Source organism: Spirillospora sp. NPDC048824 (assembly GCF_043198455.1).
Taxonomy (GTDB): domain Bacteria; phylum Actinomycetota; class Actinomycetes; order Streptosporangiales; family Streptosporangiaceae; genus Spirillospora.
This window is the reverse complement of the sequence record NZ_JBICUS010000002.1, coordinates 162,393-182,606: the sequence shown is the minus strand read 5'-3', so window position 1 is coordinate 182,606 and position 20,214 is coordinate 162,393. Positions and strand designations below refer to the sequence as shown.

The window sequence follows — 20,214 nt, the reverse complement described above, 5'->3', positions numbered from 1 at the left end:
GTAATTGCAATTCGGCCATGCCATTTATGGGGTACGGGTCAGAATGGAGATTGTTCGCACCTGTCCCAGCGTGATGAACTATGGCGGTGACAGATCCGATGACCGTCGCCATCGCGACCGCCATGGCCGGCAAGGCCGTGGAGGTGGCGGGCGAGCCGGTCCGGGCCGCCGTCGCCGAGCTGTCCCGGCGGGTCCGCGAGCGTCTCCGGGGGCGTCCGTCCGACGAGGAGGCCCTGGAGAGGGCCGCCGGCGACCCGACGCCCGAGAGGGTCGCGACCCTCGCCTCCGCCATCGAGCACCTCCTGGCCGACGACCCAGGGTTCGGGGCGGAGGCGCGCAGCCTCTGGAACCAGGCGCAGACCAACGCCGCCGCGACGGGCGACGGCGTGGTCAACGTGCTCAACGGCCAGGCGGGCCGGGTCGTTCAGCTCCGCGACGTGCACGGAGACGTGAACCTCGGCTGACGCGGGTTCGGGGGCGGGAGGTCAGGCTTCGGTGGCACCCGTGAGGCCGTAGCGTTCCTGGTCGCAGGGGCGGGGAGCCTCGGGGCCGTCGCGGCCGAGGCGCAGCATCCGGGAGACGCGGACGGTGCGGAACTCGCGGCCGCGTGCGGTGATGTGGTGGCCGGGCGCCGACCGGATGTCCGCGGCGAGCGCGGTCCACTCGGCGAGTTCGGCGGGGGTGGCGGGGTCGCCCTGGAACTCGCGGAGCCGGGGGAGAAGGTCGGTGAAGTGCCGGGCCAGCCGGTCGCGGGCCTCGGCGGGATCGTCGCCGCCGGTGACGGGCGCCCAGGAGCCGCCGTCGATCTCCACGACGACGAAGGTGGGCGGGAGCAGCACGACCCCGGGGTGCGTCTGGATCGCGTGGTGCGCCTCCGCGCGCACCATGTCGGGGACGGTGCCGGGGACGGGCATGCGCGCGACGAGGTTCAGCCGGAGCTGCGCCTCCCACTGCCCGCACGGCGCCGGCGGGTCGAGCAGGTGGCCGCGGAGGAAGTCGTCTCCGGCGAGGTCGGCGTCGGTGGAGCGGGGCGGCTCCATGACCCGGTCGCCGATCAGGACGAACTTCTCGACCCGGATGATCCGGTACCGGCGGTCGGCGATCTCCCACTCGTCCTTGGCGAGCTGCTCGCCCTCCTCGGGGTCGAGCCGGGCGGCCGCCGCCAGCATGGCCTCGGCGGTCTCCGGGTCCTGCTCCTCGGCCGCTCCCGACCGCAGGTCCATGGCGAGGCCGTACCGGGCGGCGGACGGATCATCGGAGCACAGGGATCCAATTCGCCACTCTTTTCCCATTTGTACTGCATGCCCAAAACTGGGGGAGCCGGCGGGAAGAATCTTGGGGTACCGCAGAATTCGCTCACCGAGTTCCCGGTCGCGCACCGCCGCGACGGGATCGAGTTCGGCGACCACATTGATGTAGTCGTACCCGTGCATCAGCGGGAAGGTCATGCCCGCATCCTGGCCGGACGGCCGGGATGCCCGCATGATTTTCGCGAGATCCGCCGACCGCCCGCGGCAATTAACCGGAAAAGGAGATTTGTGCGACGTCCGTTCTTGCCGGGGACGTCCGCCGGCTCAGCGCCCGGACGATTTCGGTGGTTCGGACGATTCGGATTGTTCGGATGGCGGCCCGTCGTCCGTCTCGCCGCCGGAGTCACCCGGATGATCGAACCACGCGGGTACCTCGCGTTCGGTGTCGAAGCCGCGCGCCACGAGGACGTCGGTGGACGAGTGCGCCAAGATCGACAGCGCGATCGTCGCGGCGACGAGGTGGAAGATCTGGTCGCCGGCCGAGATCCCCGATTTCAGGACGATCAACCCGTAGACGACCGAGGCGAACCCCTTGGGGCCGAACCACATCACCGCGGCCTGCTCGCGGGCGGTCAGCTTCGACCGCAGGAACGACACCCAGATCGCCACCGGCCGCGCGACGACCAGTGCCAGCACCGCGAACACCCAGCCGGACCAGCCGACGTCGCCGAGGAACGCCGGGGACAGCAGCGCGCCGAACACCAGGAGCGCCGCGAGCTTGAACATCTCGGCGATCAACTCGCCGAACTCCTCGAACTGCTCCTTGTAGTGGTCGCCGACCGTCGCGACCGTCACACCGGCCGCGAACGCGGCGAGGTAGAGGTTGCCGTGCGTGGCCTGCGCCACCGCGAGCACGAGCAGCCCGATCGCGAGGGCGTTCAGCGGCTCGAACTTCGGTGCGACCGCGAACAGCCGGGTGCGTTCCAGCATGAGCGCGACCAGCGGGATCACCACGCCGATGGCCACCCCCAAAGCCAGTTCGAGGGCCAGGTCGTCGATGTGCAGATCGCCCGAACCCTGGGCGATCGCCAGGAACACGATGACGAACGGAAGCGCGAGGCCGTCGTTGACGCCGGACTCCACGTTCAGCAGGCGGCGCAGCCGCGGCGGCACCTTCTCGTTGCCGATCAGCGCCGCCGCGAACACCGGGTCGGTCGGGGCGAGCACCGCCCCGATCAGCAGCGACTCGATCCACCCGAGACCCACCACGTAGTGCGCGAGAGCCGCCGTGATGATCAGTGTGAGCGGCAGGCCCCCCGCCAGTGCCCGTCCCGGCAGCCGCCAGGCGCTCCGCACTTCCTTCCAGCCCGCGTGCATGCCGTCGGTGAACAGCACCGCGAACAGCGCCAGCTCGGCCAGCGTGTTGACGATCTCGTCGTCCGGGCTGAGCGTGATGACGTCGCTGACGCCGTCGCCCAGCAGGAATCCGCCTATGAGGAACAGCGCCGCGGTCGACAGGACGGTGCGGTGCGCGAGGCTCGACACCAGCACGGCCAGCAGCAGCAGAGCGGCGAACACCAGGAGGAGGTTCGTCATCACCGGGCCCTTTCACAGATCGGCGAACGTGCCGCGGACCGAATGCTCCCGGCGCACCGGCCGAAATCTTAACGGCCCGGCCTCTACAGATGTAAATCGGTCATTCGTCCAGGGTGATGACGACCTTGACGTCGTCGGGCCTGGACGTGAACGCGTCCTCGAAGTCCTCCAGTGGAACGCGGCGGGAGATCAGCCGTCCGAGCCAGTCCAGGTCGGCCCGCGCCAGGGCCCGCGCCGCGTCCTCGTAGTGGCCGAAGCCGGCGTTGACCGACCCGATGATCGCGTCGTTCTCCAGGACGATGTCGCGGTTGAGGCCGCCCGCGTCCATGGCCACGTGGCGGCCGGCCGACGACACCCCGGTCAGGCACACGACACCGTAGGCGGCGTTGCACCTCACCGCCCCGAGCACGAGCTCGGACGCGCCGGTCGCCTCGATGACCACGTCCGGCACCCACCCGGCGACGGCGTTCTCCAGGCCGTCGTGATGGTAGGCGGCGCCGAGATCGGCGACCAGCCGCGGCTTCGGCCCGTCGGTGACCTGGTCGAGGACGCGCACGTCCAGGCCGCGCTGCACGCCCAGCAGCGCTGCCAGCAGCCCGATCGGGCCCGCGCCCGTCACCAGCGCCCTGCGCGGCTCCCACCAGGCCCGCCCGCCGACCTTCTCGATCTGGTCCCACGCCTTCGCGACGACCGTGGCCGGCTCCATGAGCACGCCCACCTCCGCCAGCCGCGGATCGAGCGCGACGGCGTAGTCCGCCTCCACCGTCCACACCCGGCTCGCGAAGCCGTCGAGTTCCTTGATGCCGCGCTCGGTGTAGCGGCCGTTGCGGCACATGTCGAACTCGCCGTGCGCGCACGCCCCGCACGGCACCGGGTCCGGCCGCCGCACGACCCCGACGACGAGGTCGCCGGGGGAGAAGCCGCTGCCGGACGGGGCGTGCCGCACCCGGCCCAGCGACTCATGCCCGATGACCAGCCGCTCGCGGCCGGGCGGGGCGGAGCCGAACTCGCCGGCGACGATCTCCTTGTCGGTGCCGCACACCCCGACGCCGAGCCCGTCCACGAGCAGCTCGTGCTCGGCGGGCTCCGGGTCGGGGGCGTCCGTGACGGCGAGCGAGCCGGGCTTGCCCGGCAGGACGGTCAAGGCGCGCATGGCGCTCTCCTTCCACGACTACGGGCGTGATGCCTGAGCACGTTCCAGCCAGGCGGGGCGCGTCCCGCTGAGATGCCGGGCGGTGTTGACGAGCCCGACATGGGAGTACGCCTGCGGGGTGTTGCCGACCTGCCGTCCCGCGGCCGTGTCGTACTCCTCGCTGAGCAGCCCCAGGTCGTTGCGCAGATCCAGCAGCCGGACGAACAGGTCGGTGGCCTGCTTGGTCCGGCCGATGCCGTGCAGGGCGTCCGCGAGCCAGAACGTGCACACCAGGAACGCGCCCTCGTCTCCGGGCAGCCCGTCGACGCCGCCGTCCGAGCCCGTGTCGTAGCGCAGCACGAACCCGTCGCTGTACAGCTCCCGCTGCACCGCGTCGACCGTCCCGACGACGCGCGGGTCGTTCCACGGCAGGAAGCCGACCTGCGGGAGGAGCAGCAGCGCCGCGTCCAGGCCGCGGGAGCCGTAGAACTGGGTGAACGTTCCGCGGTCCGCGTCGTAGCCGTGCTCGCACACGTCGGCGTGGATCCGTTCGCGCAGCGCCCTCCAGGTGTCGACGGGCCCGTCCAGCCCGAACCGCTCGACCGCCTGGACGGCCCGGTCGACGCCCGTCCACGCGAGCACCTTGGAATGGACGAAGTGGCGCCGGTCGCCCCGCACCTCCCACAGGCTGTTGTCGGGGTCGCTCCAGTGCCCTTCGAGGAAGTCCATCAGGGCGAGCTGCATGTCCCAGGCGTTCTCGTCCGCCCCGATGCCGGCCTCCCGCGCCAGATGCAGGCCGTCCAGCACCTCCCCCCACGTGTCGAGCTGGAACTGGTCGGACGCCGCGTTGCCGACCCGGACCGGCGACGACCCCTCGTACCCGGCCAGCCAGTCCACGGTGAACTCGGTGAGGCGGCGCGTCCCGTCGATGCCGTACATGATCTGCAGCTCGGCGGGGTCGCCGGCGACGGCGCGCAGCAGCCACTCCCGCCACGCCTTCGCCTCGGCGACGAACCCGGTGCCGAGCAGGGCCTGCAGCGTGAACGTCGCGTCGCGCAGCCAGCAGAACCGGTAGTCCCAGTTGCGCGGCCCGCCGAGCTGCTCCGGCAGGGACGTGGTCGCGGCGGCGACGATGCCGCCCGTGGGCGCGTAGGTGAGCGCCTTCAGCGTGATCAGGGACCGGCGGACGGCCTCGTCCCACCGCCCGTCGTAGTCGTAGCCGCGCATCCACTCCGACCAGAACAGCTCCGTTTCCTCCAGCGCCCGTTCGGCCTCGACCGCCTGCGGACGCCGCTCATGCGACCGCTGGTACGTCAGGACGAACGGGACCCGGTCGCCGGCCGCCACGGTGAAGTCGCCGTACGTGGTCAGGTCGCGCCCCTCCAGCTCGACGGGCGTCTTCAGCCAGACGGCGTCCGGGCCCGCGATCGCGTTGTGCTCCCCTTCGCGGTGCCGTACCCATGGCACGATCCGCCCGTAGTCGAACCGCAGCCGCAGCGCCATGCGCATCGGGACCCGCCCGCTGACGCCCTCCACGATCCGGACGAGGTCGGCCGCCTCCCCGCGCGGCGGCATGAAGTCGATCACCCGGACGGTGCCCTCCGGCGTCTCCCACTCCGACTCCAGGATCAGCGTGTCGTCCCGGTAGCGGCGCCGCGTGCACAGCCCGCCCGCCGCGGGCGCGAGCCGCCAGAACCCCGCCTTCTCGTCGTCCAGCAGGGACGCGAAGCACGCGGGGGAGTCGAAGCTCGGCAGGCACAGCCAGTCGATCGACCCGTCCCGCCCCACCAGTGCCGCCGTCTGCGTGTCCCCCAGCAGCCCGTAGTCCTCGATCCGCAACGCCAAGGCGCACCCCGCTCTCGTCCCATCCGACTCCTGCGAAGTACCCGTGATAGTGGATGTATGTAGCGCCGGTCGGCGCTTCCCGCAGAAAGGCACCGGCACGGCGACCTGGGAGCTGCCGCCGTGCCGGTTGTCAGGGGGTGGGGTCGGGGTCAGGGCGTGCTGCAGGTGAGTGCGGGGTCGGCCACGTTCCCGCCCGGGGCGCTCACGGTGAACCCGAACGAGGCGGACGCCCCCGGTGCCAGGCTGGAGTTCCAGCCCACCGGCTTCACCGTGATGACGTCGCCGTTCTCCGTCGGGCTGCCGTTCCAGATCGCCTGCAGGTCCTGGCCGGAGTTCATGGTCAGGACGGCCGTCCACGAGCTGACCGCGCCGCTGCCGGCGGTGATGGTGACCTGGCCGTTGAACCCGTTGTTCCACTGCGCGGTGCGGGTGTAGGTGCAGGTGACGGTGCCGTCGTTGTCCCCGTCGCCATCTCCGTCGCCGTCGCCGTCTCCGTCACCGGGGGTGCCGCCCAGAGCTTCGAGCGTCGCGTCGTACGCCGGCTTCTTGGCGTAGGCGTCGTCGAAGAGCAGCGCCGCGCCCTCGCCCTCGAAGACGTCCGGAACCCAGGAGTACTTGTCGGTCACGCCCCAGACGGTGATGCCCTTGCAGCGCGGCACGGCCAGGCACGCGGAGGTCACCGCGCGGTAGTCGGCGGCCTGCTGGGCGAGCTTGGAGCTGTCCGGCGGGGTCTGCATCCGGATGTCCAGCTCCGTGATGTAGACGTTCACGCCCAGGTCCGCGAAGCGCTGGATGTTGGCCTGGATGTCACCCGGGAGGCTGCCCACGATCAGGTGCGCCTGGAGTCCGACGCAGTCGATCGGGACGCCGCGGGCCTTGAAGTCCTGGACCATGGCGTAGACGGCGTCGCTCTTCGCGTTCCGGCCGTCGATGTTGTAGTCGTTGTAGCAGAGCTCGGCGCCGGGGTCGGCCTGGCGGGCCGCCCGGAAGGCCTGCTCGATGTAGTCGTCGCCGATGACGCGCTGGAAGACGGTGTCGCGCCGCGCGCCCGACCCGTCCTGGAACGCTTCGTTGACGACGTCCCAGTACTCGATGTCGCCCTGGAAGTGTCCCGCGACGTTCGAGATGTGGTTGTTCATGACGTCGAGCAGTTCGGTGCGCGAGGAGATGCCTTCGACCCAGTCGGGGAGCTGGCTGTGCCAGACGAGGGTGTGCCCGCGCACCGCCATGCCCTGCGACCGGGCGTGGCTGACGAGCTGGTCGGCCGCGCCGTAGCTGAACGAGTTCCGGGACGGCTCGGTCGTCTCCCACTTCATCTCGTTCTCGGGGGTGAGCTGGTTGAACTCGCGGTTGAGCGTGTTCACGTACGCCGACTCGCCCATGTGGCTCTGAGCCGCGGCGGTGCCGAAGACGATGCCCTTGGCGGCGGCCGCCTCCTTCAGGGTGGTGGGAGCCGCCGACGCGGGGAGCGCGCCGGCCACCAGCATCGCCAGGAGCAGTGTGACCGCTCCGAGCACCGCGGTGAGTGCTCTTCTCATGGTTTCGATCCTCCTTGGGGGTGGTGCCTGCTTTCGGGGGGCCCGAGATAGGAGGTCCTGAGTCCTCCGGTGTCGACCACGATCTTCTGCAGGACGACGGTCGGGTCGACCATCCAGAACTTCAGGGTGTGCGTCCCCGGTCCGGTGACGGTGTGCGTGGTGACGGTCCGGTTGACGTTGTCGGAGGTGTTCCTCTCCCACTGCTTGTTCATGGTCGTGTCGTTCGCGCCGGTCGCCTCGGTGATGTTCACGACCTGCGGCTCGTCGCCGTCGATCGAGACGGCGTACTTCAGGCCCCCGGCCGACAGGACGCTGTTCCTCGGCGACAGGTAGGCCCAGACCTTCACCGGTCCGGTCGTCGTCAGCGTCATGTCGTATTCGAGGCGCGGGCCCTCACCGGGCTCCTGGCCGGGCGCGGTGACGGGGAACGGCTCCATTCCGGCGCCCGTCCGCCCGACGCCCGGGACGCGTTTCCAGTGGGCGTCGCCCGTGCGGGTCGCGCGGGTGTAGCCGTCGGCGTCCATGGAGACGTAGCCGCCGGCCTCAAGGAAACCGCGGGGCTTGAACGATTCCGGGTTGTCGACGACGGCCTGGACGGTCACGGTGCGGCCGTCGGCTCCGGAGACTTCGATGGGCACGCGGCTGGTCCCCTTGGGCGCCTGCCGCCAGTCGACCCGCACCGTCGCCCGCACCTGCTTGTCGACGCGGCCGCTCGCACGGGTGACCTTCACCCACGGCTCGGCGGGCGAGATCCGGTAGTCGAAGGGATCGGAGCCTCGGTTGAACACCTCGATGTACTGCCGGGGCGCCGACTGGTACGGGCTGAATTCCGGTAGGACGGCCTCTGACTCCTCCTTCGGCCACCACTTGTCGGAGCCGTCGACGGCGACGCCCATCTCGGAGCCGTCCGGTATCTCGATCCGCCTGAGCTCGGGGAAGATCTTGTCCGGCAGGGCGATGTAGTCCTTCTCGGGCTGCTGCCAGGGCGCGTTCGGGCCGTAGCGCTCCACGTCCCCGTAGCCGATCTTCGGCTGGCTCTGGAAGCCGTTCCATTTACCGCCGGCCAGTCCGTTGTCGTAGTGGTCCGACATCGCCTGGTCCTCGTCGAACCTGGCCTCGGCGAGTTCGGCCTGGTCGTTGGTGGCCGCCCGGCCCTGCTCCGCGTAGAGGATGTTCGTGAACTCGGCCTCACGCAGTTCGTACAGGTTGGCCGTCGCCTTCACCCGGTAGTAGACGAGCTGGTAGTAGGCGTCCTGGTATTCCTCCGGCAATCGCCGGCGTATCCGTTCGGCCTTCTCGGCGAGCCGCCGCCATCGTGCGGTGACCCTGTCCATCTCCCGGTACCGGTTCAGGTAGAAGGGCGTTTCCTTGTCGTCGTAGACGACCGCGGCCGGGTCGGTGGACAGGTCCTTCTCCGGGTCGACGGTGATGCGGCGGTTGAGCAGTTCCGGTTTGCGGAGCGCCTGGAGGTCGCCGTAGGCGTTGAGCACCTCGGCGATCTCGTCCGCGTGCCGGGAACCGAAGTTCTGCGCGGCGAACAGCCGTTCCCATTCGCCGAGCTTGTGCAGCGGCCAGCGGTCCGGGTCCCAGGCGTAGTCGAGGAAGAACTGCAAGGGCAGCTCATTCGACTTCATGTCGCCGACGTTCGCGACCCACAGGTTCCGGATGCCGTACCGGTACGACTGGTGCAGCTGCTCCCACGTGTTGCCGAGCTGCGCGGTGTCGACCCACTTGTAGTTGCGGCCGCCGCCCACATAGTCGAAGTGGTAGTAGAGCCCGTATCCGCCGGCGCGCTCCGGCAGCCCCCGCTCGGGCATCTTGCGCATGTTCCCCCAGTTGTCGTCGGTGAAGACGACGGTCACGTCATCGGGGACGCGCATGCCCCGGTCCCAGTACCGCTGCACCTCCTTGTAGAGGGTCCAGACCTGCGGGGTGGCGGACGCCTCCTTACCGGTGACCTCCTCCAGAATGTCGCGCTCATTGGCGATGATGTTCTGCATCAGTTCGATGCCGTCGCCGTCCGGCAGGCCGACGTCGCCGTTGCCGCGCATGCCGATGGTCACGACGCCCTCGAAGTCGTCCTCGACCATCCGCTCGATGCCGTCACGCCAGTACTTCTTGACGGCTTCGGAGTTCCGGCGGAAACTCCACTCGCCCGTCCCGCCGTACGGGTCGTGGCCCGGCTTGGTGATGTTCCCGTCCTCGTCGCGCTCCGCCGGGACGGCGTGCCGGTTCCACTCCTCGATGCCGCGCATCATCGGCGCCTCGTGGGACGTCCCCATGACGACGCCGTACCTCTTCGCGGTCGCGTGGTTCTGCGGGTCGTCCTCGGCGAACGCCCGTCCCCAGACCGCCGGCCACAGATAGTTGGCCTTCAGCCGCAGCATCGTCTCGAAGATCTTGGCGTAGAACTCGTGGTTGAAGCCGTTGGGATGGCCGGGCGCCTTTCCCTCACCGAAGAACTTCGGCGCCCACCGGTTCAGTGCGGGGTTCTCGTCGTTGATGAAGAAGCCGCGGTATTTCACGGCCGGTGTGCCCTGGGTGTGGCGGCCCGGCTTCACGTACACCTCGTCCCGGTGCCGCGACGGGACGTCGTCCCAGAAGTACCAGGGGGAGACTCCGATGTTCCTGGAGACGTCGTAGGCGCCGTAGATGGTGCCGCGCTGGTCGCTGCCGGCGATGACGAACGCGCGGCGTACGCCCGGCACGGGGTGGTCCACCACCTGTTCGAGGGTGGTCTCCCACTTGCCTGCGATGCCCTTCACGTCCAGTTTCCCGGAGGCGATGAGCCGGTCGATGAGCGGGCTCTCGCCGATCGTGCCGATGACGACGGCGGTCCGTCCGGACGGGACGTCGCCGCCGGTGGAGAGCGCGGGGCGCTCGCCGGTCACCCGCTCGATGTCGGCGCGCAGGTCTCCGGCGGCCCGTACGACGCCGGGGTGGTCGGCGTCGCTGACCACCAGCGGTGCGGCCTTTCCGCCGGCGACGAGCGGGAAGTATCCGCGTCCGTCCCGGAACGAGATATAGGAGGACGGGTCGGCGGGCCTGTCCCAGCCGTGGCCTCCGTGGGCGGTGGGGAGCGCGGCGGCGGGCTGGGCGGTGAAGGCGATGGCGGTCGGTATCAGGGCCAGGAGCAACGTCCATGTCCGATGCGGTCTGCCCATCGGCTGTCTCCTCACTGCGGGAGCAATGCGGCTTCGAAATATTTCGATACATTTCGAGAGCCGACAGGAAAGTAACCCCAGGAACCTCTTTCGTCAACCACCTCTTTCACCCTTGTCTGAGGCAAAGCGCTCTGATCTGGACGCTTGCGGTCGCGGCCCGTCGTTCGAAACATTTCGAGGGAGGAACGGGCGATCACATCGGTGCCGGGCACGGCAAAGTCCGCATATTTCGCTACAAGATCTGAACGCTTAGGCTCTGTCGCAGGTGGCCGCGATCTCTCGCGGTGGTGGGTCGGCGAGCGCACGAGAGGGCCCGGACTGTGACCAACGACGAGCAGGCCCACGTTGACCTCAACGCGGACGTCGCTCACCCCGCCCGGATGTACGACTACTACCTGGGCGGAAAAGACAACTACGAGGCCGACCGCGTGGCCGCCGAAGCGTCCCTGGAGGCCGCGCCCGAACTGCGCGCCATCGCGCAGGAGAACCGCGCCTTCCTGCGCCGCGCCGTCCGCCACCTGGTGGACTCCGGGGTCAGGCAGTTCCTCGACATCGGCGCCGGGCTCCCCACCCAGCGCAACGTCCACGAGGTCGCCCAGGAGATCGCGCCCGAGACACGCGTCGTCTACGTGGACAACGACCCGATCGTCCTCGTGCACGCGCGGGCGCTGCTGAGATCCCACCGGCTGGGCCGGACGGCCGTCGTCCAGGCCGATGTCCGCGACCCCGGGGCGATCATCGCCGACGACCAGGTCCGCTCGCTGATCGACTTCGACGAGCCGCTCGCGGTCATGCTCGTCTCGGTGCTCCAGTTCGTCCCCGACCGTGAGCCGCATGACATCGTCGCCCCGCTGCGGGACGTGATGCCGGCCGGCGGCTACCTGGCCGTGTCGCACCCCACGCAGGACTTCCGCGCCGGCCAGGCGACCCAGGTCGCCAGCACCTACAACCGCGCCAAGGCCCCCGCCGTGCCGCGCCGCAAAGCCGAGATCGAGCGCGTCTTCGACGGCTTCGACGTGCTGGAGCCCGGCATCGTCCAGACGCCCCTGTGGCGCCCCGACGGCCCGGTCACCCCAGACCTCGATCTCATCTGGATGTATGGCGCCGTGGGCCGGAAACCCTGAGCCGGCCAGGCCCGCCCGCCCGCTAACGCAGATCCGCAGCCCGACCCGACCTGACCCCCGGAGAGGTGACATGGACGTCATCGAGGCCATGAAGACAACGGGAACGTGCCGCTACTTCCGCAGCGACCCGGTACCGGACGAGGTCCTGATGTCGGCGTTCGAGGCCGCGCGGTTCGCCCCGCAGGGCGGCAACCGCCAACCCGTCCGCTGGGTCGTCGTCCGCGACAAGGACCGCAAGCGGCAGCTCGCCGAGTGGTACCTCGCGCCCTGGAAGGCCTACCTCGGCGGCATCGGCACCGGAGACATCGGCGTCGGCGCCCTCCCGAAGGCCGTCACCGACGCCGACCACTTCGCCGAGCACCTGCACGAGGTCCCGGCCATCGTCGTCCTGTGCGCCGAGATCGACGGCCTGCACCCCACCGACCTGGAGCTCGACCGGTTCAGCGTCGTCGGCGGCGGCTCCATCTACCCCACCGCGCAGAACTTCTGCCTCGCGCTGCGCGACCAGGGCGTCGCCAGCGCCCTGACCACCCTCCTCGTCCACGCCGAGCCGCGGGTCAAGGAACTGCTGGGCATCCCGGACGGCGTCCTCACCGCCGCCCACATCGCGGTCGGCTACCCCGAGCACGGATTCCCCACCCGCCTGACCCGCGCCCCCGCCGGCGAGATCGTCTATGACGAGACCTACGGCACCCCCTTCACCGACGCGCGCTGAAGGCTCCGCCTGCTCGGCGTGCCGTTCCCGGGGGTCAGCCGGCGGGGAACCGGCCGGCCGCCCAGGTGGAGAGTTCGGCGCGGGCCGCGGCCAGCTGAGCGGGCGTCACCGGTGAACCGGCCGTGGTGTCGACGATGAGGGCGAAATGCACCTCCGCCCCGGAGCCGCCGGCCGGTGTCAGCTGCAGCCGGTGCGCCGACGACGAGCCGGGCTCGCGCGTGGCCTTGACCGGACCTGCCGGCCCTGCCCGGCCATGAGGACCCGCACGCACTCCTCGCGGTCGTGGTCTCCGCGCTGACCGGATACCACCTGTCCCGCGAGTTCTTCGGCCGTCCCCCGCCGACATCGACCCCGACCGGTTCACGGCCGCCCTCGCCGCGCTCCTCACCACCCCCCGTTAGGGCCACGCCGGTCAGGGGACGCGCCGGTCAGGAGAGCTTGGCGAGGCCGCCGTAGGCGGAGACCTGGGCCGGTGTGGGGGCGGGCGGCTCGCCGGGATCGCGGCGCCACTGCGACACCAGGACCACGCCGGGCCGGACGAGTTCGAGCGCCTGGTCGGTGAAGACGAGCCGTTCGAACTCGCGGGCGGTCCGGGGCTGGGTGCGCACGCCGTCGTCACGGTATCCGGCCGACGCCGACCGCAGCGCCGGCTCGTGCTCGGCCGTGACGTGGCTGGCGAGCACATGGCTGCCCGGCGGCAGGGCGTCGACGAAGGTCCGGACGATCTCGGCGGGCCGCTGCTCGTCGGGGATGAAATGCAGAATCGCGCTCAAGATCAGCGCGATGGGCTCGTCGAAATCCAGGATCCTGCGGACGAGGTCGCTGTCGACGATCGACCGGGGCTCGCGGATGTCGGCGTCCAGGTAGCCCACCTGCCCGAGGGGATCGGAGACCAGCAGGGCGCGGGCGTGCACCAGCACGATGGGGTCGTTGTCGACATAGGCGATCCGTGCGCCGGGCGTGACCTCCTGCGCGACCTCGTGCACGTTCGGTGACGTCGGAATGCCGGTGCCGACGTCGAGGAATTGCCGGATCCCGGCCTCGGCGGCGAGGTAGCGGACGCCGCGGAGCAGGAATCTGCGGTTCTCCTGAGCGCCGACCCGAATGGACGGAAATGCCTCCGCGATTCTGGCCGCGGCGGTCCTGTCGGTGGCGAAGTTGTCCTTACCGCCCAGTAGATAGTCATATACCCGCGCGGAGGAGGGATGGGCGGCATCGACGAGCGGACGCGCGGCCGTGGACTCCGCCGGGCTCCCGGGGAGCGGCGCTCTCTCTTCTCGCGGGGTCGGCACGTTCCGGTCACTCCCACTCTGTCGGCGGCAGAGGGCGGTAGTTTAACGTGACGGGCATTGCCGGAGAGAAGTCCCGGAAGAACGTCGCCTCCCGTAATCGGCCGATCGGGGACCGTGATGAGAATCGCCATAGCCAGTGCATCCGGGCAGCTCGCACGCCGCACCGCGGAATACGTGCTGGAAAAGGTCTCTCCCGATGACGTCATCCTGGTCAGCAGGAATGTGGAAGCGCTCGCCGAGTTCGCGGATCGCGGGGTGGCCGTACGGCACGGCGACTACGACCGGCCGGAGACGCTGCCCGCGGCGTTCGAGGGCGCCGACCGGCTCTACCTGGTCAGCCTGCACGAACTCGGCCACCGCGTCACCCAGCACCGCAACGCCGTCGACGCGGCCGCGGCCGCCGGGGTGCGGCACCTCGTGTACACCTCCTACATCATGGTCGATCCGGCCTGCCCGTCCACGGTCGTCCCCGACCACCTGCGCACCCACGAGCTGCTGGACGCCTCCGGGCTCGACGTGACGTACCTGCGCAACGGCCTGTTCGCCGAGACCCCGGTCACCCAGATCCTGCCGCCGGCGATCGCCCGCGGCATGCTGGTGGACAACACCGATCACGCCCGGGGGGCCTTCGTGCACCGCGACGACTGCGCCGCCGTCGCCGCCGCGGTGCTGACGTCGTCCGGTCACGAGGGCAGGACCTACGACGTCACGGGTCCCGAGCTGCTCAGCTTCGCCGACATCACCGCGCTCGCCGCCAAGGTGTCCGGCCGCCCGGTCGGCTACCTCAGCGTGGACGACGCGGAGTTCGACGGGCAGCTCCGCGCGGCGGGCGTGCCCGACGAGGTGCGCGGCATGATCGTCTCCTTCGGCGTGTCCCTCCGCGCCGGCTTCGGGGAGCCGCTGACCGACACCGTCCAGCGCCTCACCGGCCGTCCCGCCCGCCCCATCACCGATCTGATGGAACGGCACCGCGCCCTGCTCACCGGCGGGACGAGCGGCTGACCCGCCCCTCCGGTCATGAACGATGTGACAGGGGTATTGACAGCAGCGGGTTGTTAGCGCAAACATTCGCTGCATCGAGTAGGAAGCAAGCCCCCTCAATGAGCACACCGTGAGCACCGAACCTTCCCCATGAAAGCGCTTTCCAGGCGAGGCCGGGAGCGCCGACCCCCACATCGTCAGGCACACCGACGGCCGCTACTACTACACGGCGACCGTGCCGGAGTACGACCGGATCATCCTGCGCCGTTCCACGGCCATCCAGAACCGCCCGCGGCGACGCCACCTTCTACCTCGCATAGACGCCACCTTCTACCTCGAATAGGGGACAGCGCATGGCTCCCGAACTGCGCCGGCCACTCTCGATCATCGTCCTGACGACCCTGCTCGCCTCGCTCACCACCGTGCCCGCGGAGGCGCACCGGGCCGCCGCGGCCCGCCAGGCCGAACGGCTCGACCGCGGCCTGATCAGCGTCCGGTCCGGCGGCGGCAACTACATCGGGTGGCGGCTGCTCGGCACCGACCCGCCCGGCACCGTCTTCGCCCTCTACCGCGGGACGGACCGCATCGCGACCGTCACCGGCTCGACCAACCACTGGGACGAGGGCGCCCAGGCCGGCGCCTCCTACACCGTCCGCCCGATCGTGAACGGCACCGAGGGGCAGTCCTCCGAGCCGTCCCTCCGGTTCGGCGACGGATACCTGGACGTGCCGATCCAGTCACCCGGCTCCGGCTACAGCGCCAACGACGCGAGCGTGGGCGACCTCGACGGCGACGGGCGGCTGGAGATCGTCCTCAAGTGGGACCCGTCCAACTCCAAGGACAACTCACAGAGCGGCTTCACGAGCAACGTCCACATCGACGCCTACCGGCTGAACGGCACGCGGCTGTGGCGCGTCGACCTGGGCCGCAACATCCGCGCGGGGCAGCACTACACCCAGTTCCAGGTGTACGACTACGACGGCGACGGCCGGGCCGAGGTCGCCATGAAGACCGCCGACGCCACCGTCGACGGCACCGGCCGCGTCATCGGCGACGCCGCCGCCGACCACCGCAACTCCGGCGGGTACATCCTCGACGGCCCCGAGTACCTCACCATGTTCGACGGCCGTACCGGCGCCGCGCTCCAGACCGTCGACTACGTGCCGCCGCGCGGCGACGTCTCGGACTGGGGCGACTCGTACGGCAACCGCGTGGACCGCTTCCTGGCCGGCACCGCCTACCTGGACGGCGTCCGCCCCAGCCTGATCATGGCCCGCGGCTACTACACCCGCAGCGTGATCGCCGCATGGGACTGGCGGGACGGCCGCTTCACCCGCCGCTGGACGTTCGACACCAAGAGCTCCACCAACACCGGCCGCGGCTACGACGGCCAGGGCTCGCACAGCCTGTCGGTCGGCGACGTCGACCAGGACGGCCGCGACGAGATCGTCTACGGCGCCATGACCGTGGACGACGACGGCCGCGGCCTGTGGACGACCCGCACCGGCCACGGCGACGCCCAGCACCTCGGCGACTTCGACCCCGCCCGGCCGGGGCTGGAGTACTTCAAGGTCAGCGAGTCCTCGAACCGGCCGTCCTCGCTGTACATCGACGCCCGCGACGGGCGGATCCTGTGGTCCACGTCCGCCTGCTGCGACAACGGCCGCGGTGTCGCCGGCGACATCTGGACGGGGCGGATCGCATCCGAGTTCTGGTCGGCGTCGGTCCCCGAACTGCGCAGCGTCACCGGCAACAACGCCGGCCGCAAGCCGTCCTCCGCCAACTTCCTGGTGTGGTGGGACGCCGACCCGGTCCGCGAGCTGCTGGACGGCACCCACATCGACAAGTACGGCCCGTCCGGCGACACCCGGCTGCTGACGGCCTCGGGCGTGCACTCCAACAACGGCACCAAGGCGGTCCCGTCACTGAGCGGAGACCTGCTCGGCGACTGGCGGGAGGAGGTCGTCTGGCCCACCACCGACAACACCCGCCTCCGCATCCACACCGCCCGGCAGGTTACCGGCCGCAAGCTGTACACGCTCCTGCACGACACCCAGTACCGGACCGCGCTGGCCTGGCAGAACACCGCCTACAACCAGCCGCCGCACCCGAGCTTCTTCCTGGGAGACGGCATGCCCACCCCGCCGCAGCCGCGGATCTACGTACGGTGACGAGGGGGACGCGGTAACCGGCCTCCGAAACATCCCGCCGGGGCGGGCCGGGGGCGCCGGGTGCGCCGGGGCGGCGTCGTTCGGTTGCGAATGGGGTGACAACGGGCGGATCGGCTGCAAGGCTTTCCTCGCACCCGGGCCGCCTCTTCTCGGTGACCGGGTGCCTTCAGGCCGGTGCGCTTTTGGGGTGCGGCACGGCACAGGGGAGATCAAGGAGGCGACGGCTGTGACCGTCTCGATGGTGAAGGGCCAGCGGATCTCGCTGGAGAAGCCCGGCGGTGTGCTGAGCATGGTCCGGATGGGGCTCGGCTGGGACGCGGTGAAGAAGAAGGGCTTCTTCGGTTCCCGGGAGCGGGACATCGACCTCGACGCGTCCTGCGTGCTCTTCGCCGACGGCGCCATCGCCGACGTGGTCTACTTCGGCAAGCTGGTCAGCGACGACGGCTCCGTCCGGCACACCGGCGACAACCTGACCGGGGCCGGCGACGGCGACGACGAGTCGGTGATCGTCGATCTGAGCAGGCTTCCGGTGCACGTCACCTCGCTGGTGTTCACGGTCAGCTCCTTCAACGGGCAGACGTTCAACGAGGTGGAGAACGCCTTCTGCCGGCTGGTCAACGAGATGGACGGCGGTGAGATGGCCCGGTACACGCTGACCGGTGGCGGCACCCACACCGCCATGGTGATGGCCCGGATCTACCGGCACGGCGACGCATGGAAGATGAACGCGATCGGTGAGCCGTGCCATGGCCGCACGTTCCAGGACATGCTGCCGACGATCGCCGGGCTCGCCTGACCGCCGATGACCGAACTCTCGCCCGGCGCCAACGCCCCGCTGCCCGCCCGGCGGGTGACCGCCACCGTGTCCTGCGCCGTTCCCGTGGACGTCAGCGCCCTGCTCGTGGGCCCGGACCTGCGGGTGCGCTCCGACGCCGACCTGGTGTTCTTCAACGCCCCGGAGGCGCCCGGCGTGCGCTGGGTCGACGGCGGGGGACGCCAGCGCGTGGAACTCGACCTCGACGCGGTCCCCGCCGGCGCGCAGGCGGTCCTGATCGCGGCCAGCCTGTCGGGGACCGGTTCGTTCGGGTCGATGCCGCCGCCGCAGGTCCGGCTCACCGGGGACGGTGACGGCCTCGCGGCCCTGTTCACCGTCCCGGGGCTGGGACCGGAGAAGGCGATCATCGGGCTGGAGATCTACCGGCGGGACGACCGGTGGAAGGTGCGCGCCGTCGGGCAGGGCTATGCCGGCGGGCTGGCCGAGCTGCTGGAGGCGCACGGCGTCGAGGTGGACGACCCCGGCGAACCGGCCGGCGAGGCCGCGCAGCGGGTCGTGGGCGCGTCACCGCCCGGCCCCGCCGTCGGGGCGCCGCCCCCGCCGACAGGGATTCCCGGCCCGCAGGCACCGCCTCCTCCACGGACGCCTCCTCCACGGACGCCGCCGCCTCCGCAGAGCCCTCCGCCTCCGCAGACGCCGTCGCCTCAGCAGGCGCCGTCCGGCACGGAGGTCGGCTACCTGGAACGGTGCTGGCTGGTCTGGGAGGACGCCAGCCGCTCGCTGGCCTCGTTCCGCGCCGCCACCGAGCACGCGCTCACGCTCCGCAACGAGGAGATCGCCGGGCGGGCGCCCGGCGGGCGCTTCGAGCAGCTCATGGCGGCGGCCAACGACCGCCTGCGGGCCGACGCCGGGCAGCTCCGCGACGAGCTGGCCCGGGTGGAGCCGCAGGTCACCGCGGAGGTCGCGCCGTTCGACGCGCCGTCCTGGCTGACCTGGCAGCCGCGCGCCGACCTGGCCGAGGGGGTGCTGGTGGGCCGGCTGTCCACCGCCGAACTACCGGACCTGCGGATACCGCTCGTCCTGCGGGTGCCGTGGCGGCGCGGCGTGTGGATCTCGACCGGCATCATGCCCGGCGACTCGGCCGCGTTCGCCTGGTCGCTGGCGACCCGGTTCCTGGCCGCCGTCCCGCCCGGTGTGGCGGGGCTGGAGGTGATCGACGCGGCGGGACTGTCGGGCGCCGGCTGGCTGCAGGGGTTCGACCCGGTCACCAGCGCCCGGCTGCTGGGAGGCGGGGTGGCCACCGGGCCGGCGGCGGCCGAGCGGCTCCGGTACCTGCTCGACCTGGTGGACCTGCGCAGGATCGGCGGCCAGGACGACGACCTGCCGTCCGGTGCCGGCGGCCCCCCGGTGCGGCTCGTGGTGATCCTCGACGCCGGCGCCGCGGTCGCCGGGGAGCAGGCGGACCGGCTCCTGCGGCTGGTGGAGGACGGGCCGCTGGTCGGGATCCCGGTGGTGCTGGTGGAGACCGACACCCCGGCGGCCGAGTCGGTGCGGGCCATGCGGATCCGGCAGTCCTGCAACAACCTCTCCTCCAGCGAGGGCGCCATCGGCGACGCGTGGGTGGGCGCGGACTGGACGCTCACCCCGGAGGTTCTCCCCGACGCCGCCGGCGGCGCCCGCGCCCCTGCCCTGTTCGCCCACGTTCTCGGCGCCCACGCCCGCACCATCGCCTCGTACGACTAGGCCCCGGCCGTCCCGGTGGCTCAGGCGCAGCCTTCGAACTCCGGGACGGTGGTGGTGACTTCGAGGCCCGACGCGGTGAACCACTGGCCGAGCAGGGTCTCCGCGGTTCCGTTCTGGTACATGCCGGTCAGGATGCGGTTGACGGCCTGGCAGCCGCCGAGGTCTCCCTTGCGCAGGCCGATCCCGTACCGCTCGTCGGAGAACGGCGCGTTGACCAGTGTGGTGCCGGAGCCCGCGGCGAACCCGGCGAGGATCAGGTCGTCGGTGGAGACGGCGTCGAGGCGTCCACCGGCCAGCGCCTTCACGCACTCGCTGTAGGAGCCCGCCGGCACGAGTTCGGCGGCCACCCCGCGCTCCTCGGTGACACGGCGCCAGGAGTTCGATCCCGGCACCTGGCAGAGCCGCTTGCCGCGCAGGTCGCGCACGGTCTTGATGGACGTCTCCCGCGGCCGGACGAGGATGTCCTGATGCGCGACGTAGTACGGCCCGGCGAAGGTGACGCGCTGCTTGCGCTCCGGGGTGATGGAGTACGTCGCCACCACCAGGTCGACCGTGCCGCGGCTCAGCGCGCTCTCCCGTTCGTCCGACGACAGTGGCCGGAAGGTCAGCTTCTCCGGCGAGATCCCGAGCCGGCCCCCGACGTAGGTGGCGACGTCGATGTCGAAGCCCTCCAGCTCGCCGTCCCCTGTCCGCAGGGACAGGCCCGGCTGATCGTCCTTGACCCCGATCACGAGAGCGTCCAGGTCCGTGATCGACGACGGCCCGTCGTCGGCGCCGTAGAGCAGCGGGGCCACCGCCAGGGACGTCACCAGGATCACAACGGACAGGGCGGCCAGGGCGGCCGTGGCGATGAGGGTGCGGTTGCTGCGGGCGGCGTGCACGGTCGGC

The 20,214-nt window shown here is 70.8% G+C and carries 16 protein-coding genes; 7 read left to right on the top strand and 9 right to left on the bottom strand.

Features of this window, described 5'->3' with window-relative positions; translation table 11 throughout:
• The first annotated feature begins 80 nt into the window (after positions 1 to 80).
• The gene (locus ACGFIS_RS04350; protein WP_392900687.1) at positions 81 to 464 is read left to right on the top strand and encodes a hypothetical protein; all 384 of its coding nucleotides are present in this window, start codon (positions 81 to 83) and stop codon (positions 462 to 464) included.
• Between the two features lie 21 nt (positions 465 to 485).
• On the opposite strand, the gene ACGFIS_RS04345 is transcribed toward ACGFIS_RS04350, so the two are convergent.
• From ACGFIS_RS04345 to ACGFIS_RS04320, 6 genes are all read right to left on the bottom strand, one after another.
• Positions 486 to 1,448 (bottom strand): DUF5954 family protein, encoded by a 963-nt coding sequence (locus tag ACGFIS_RS04345; protein ID WP_392900690.1) that lies wholly within the window; start codon positions 1,446 to 1,448, stop codon positions 486 to 488.
• Between the two features lie 126 nt (positions 1,449 to 1,574).
• The gene (locus tag ACGFIS_RS04340; RefSeq protein ID WP_392969483.1) at positions 1,575 to 2,846 is read right to left on the bottom strand and encodes a cation:proton antiporter; all 1,272 of its coding nucleotides are present in this window, start codon (positions 2,844 to 2,846) and stop codon (positions 1,575 to 1,577) included.
• Between the two features lie 100 nt (positions 2,847 to 2,946).
• Positions 2,947 to 3,999, bottom strand: a complete 1,053-nt coding sequence (locus tag ACGFIS_RS04335) for a glucose 1-dehydrogenase (protein WP_392900696.1) — start codon at positions 3,997 to 3,999, stop codon at positions 2,947 to 2,949.
• Positions 4,000 to 4,017: 18 nt separating this feature from the next.
• Positions 4,018 to 5,823 (bottom strand): glycoside hydrolase family 15 protein, encoded by a 1,806-nt coding sequence (locus ACGFIS_RS04330; protein ID WP_392969480.1) that lies wholly within the window; start codon positions 5,821 to 5,823, stop codon positions 4,018 to 4,020.
• 149 nt (positions 5,824 to 5,972) lie between these two features.
• Positions 5,973 to 7,361, bottom strand: a complete 1,389-nt coding sequence (locus ACGFIS_RS04325; protein ID WP_392969477.1) for an endo-1,4-beta-xylanase — start codon at positions 7,359 to 7,361, stop codon at positions 5,973 to 5,975.
• Entirely contained in the window at positions 7,358 to 10,525 is a 3,168-nt protein-coding gene (locus tag ACGFIS_RS04320) for a glycosyl hydrolase 115 family protein (RefSeq protein ID WP_392969474.1), read from the bottom strand. Before ACGFIS_RS04320 ends, ACGFIS_RS04325 begins: the two co-directional genes overlap by 4 nt.
• A 320-nt stretch (positions 10,526 to 10,845) precedes the next feature.
• Between ACGFIS_RS04320 and ACGFIS_RS04315 the strand changes: the two genes are divergently transcribed.
• Both ACGFIS_RS04315 and ACGFIS_RS04310 read left to right on the top strand, forming a co-directional pair.
• Positions 10,846 to 11,649 (top strand): SAM-dependent methyltransferase, encoded by an 804-nt coding sequence (locus ACGFIS_RS04315; RefSeq protein ID WP_392900708.1) that lies wholly within the window; start codon positions 10,846 to 10,848, stop codon positions 11,647 to 11,649.
• A gap of 70 nt (positions 11,650 to 11,719) precedes the next feature.
• A complete protein-coding gene (locus ACGFIS_RS04310; RefSeq protein WP_392900711.1) occupies positions 11,720 to 12,364 on the top strand; it encodes a nitroreductase family protein in 645 nt (214 codons plus the stop codon).
• A gap of 34 nt (positions 12,365 to 12,398) precedes the next feature.
• On the opposite strand, the gene ACGFIS_RS04305 is transcribed toward ACGFIS_RS04310, so the two are convergent.
• Together ACGFIS_RS04305 and ACGFIS_RS04300 are read right to left on the bottom strand one after the other, a co-directional pair.
• The gene (locus ACGFIS_RS04305) at positions 12,399 to 12,635 is read right to left on the bottom strand and encodes a hypothetical protein (RefSeq protein WP_392900714.1); all 237 of its coding nucleotides are present in this window, start codon (positions 12,633 to 12,635) and stop codon (positions 12,399 to 12,401) included.
• Positions 12,636 to 12,792: 157 nt separating this feature from the next.
• Positions 12,793 to 13,656, bottom strand: a complete 864-nt coding sequence (locus tag ACGFIS_RS04300) for an SAM-dependent methyltransferase (protein ID WP_392969471.1) — start codon at positions 13,654 to 13,656, stop codon at positions 12,793 to 12,795.
• A gap of 117 nt (positions 13,657 to 13,773) precedes the next feature.
• On the opposite strand from ACGFIS_RS04300, the gene ACGFIS_RS04295 reads away from it, so the two are divergent.
• The 4 genes from ACGFIS_RS04295 to ACGFIS_RS04280 all read left to right on the top strand — a co-directional run bounded on the left by ACGFIS_RS04295 (position 13,774) and on the right by ACGFIS_RS04280 (position 19,326).
• Positions 13,774 to 14,658 (top strand): SDR family oxidoreductase, encoded by an 885-nt coding sequence (locus ACGFIS_RS04295; protein WP_392900720.1) that lies wholly within the window; start codon positions 13,774 to 13,776, stop codon positions 14,656 to 14,658.
• A gap of 332 nt (positions 14,659 to 14,990) precedes the next feature.
• A complete protein-coding gene (locus tag ACGFIS_RS04290; protein WP_392900723.1) occupies positions 14,991 to 16,808 on the top strand; it encodes a rhamnogalacturonan lyase in 1,818 nt (605 codons plus the stop codon).
• Positions 16,809 to 17,034: 226 nt separating this feature from the next.
• Positions 17,035 to 17,604 carry a TerD family protein gene (locus tag ACGFIS_RS04285; protein ID WP_392900726.1) on the top strand — a complete coding sequence of 190 codons (570 nt, stop codon included), beginning with the start codon at positions 17,035 to 17,037 and terminating at the stop codon, positions 17,602 to 17,604.
• 6 nt (positions 17,605 to 17,610) lie between these two features.
• Positions 17,611 to 19,326 (top strand): TerD family protein, encoded by a 1,716-nt coding sequence (locus ACGFIS_RS04280; RefSeq protein ID WP_392900729.1) that lies wholly within the window; start codon positions 17,611 to 17,613, stop codon positions 19,324 to 19,326.
• A gap of 20 nt (positions 19,327 to 19,346) precedes the next feature.
• Here the strand turns inward: ACGFIS_RS04280 and ACGFIS_RS04275 are convergent, their stop codons facing one another.
• Positions 19,347 to 20,207, bottom strand: a complete 861-nt coding sequence (locus ACGFIS_RS04275; protein WP_392900732.1) for a glutamate ABC transporter substrate-binding protein — start codon at positions 20,205 to 20,207, stop codon at positions 19,347 to 19,349.
• Between the last annotated feature and the right edge of the window lie 7 nt (positions 20,208 to 20,214).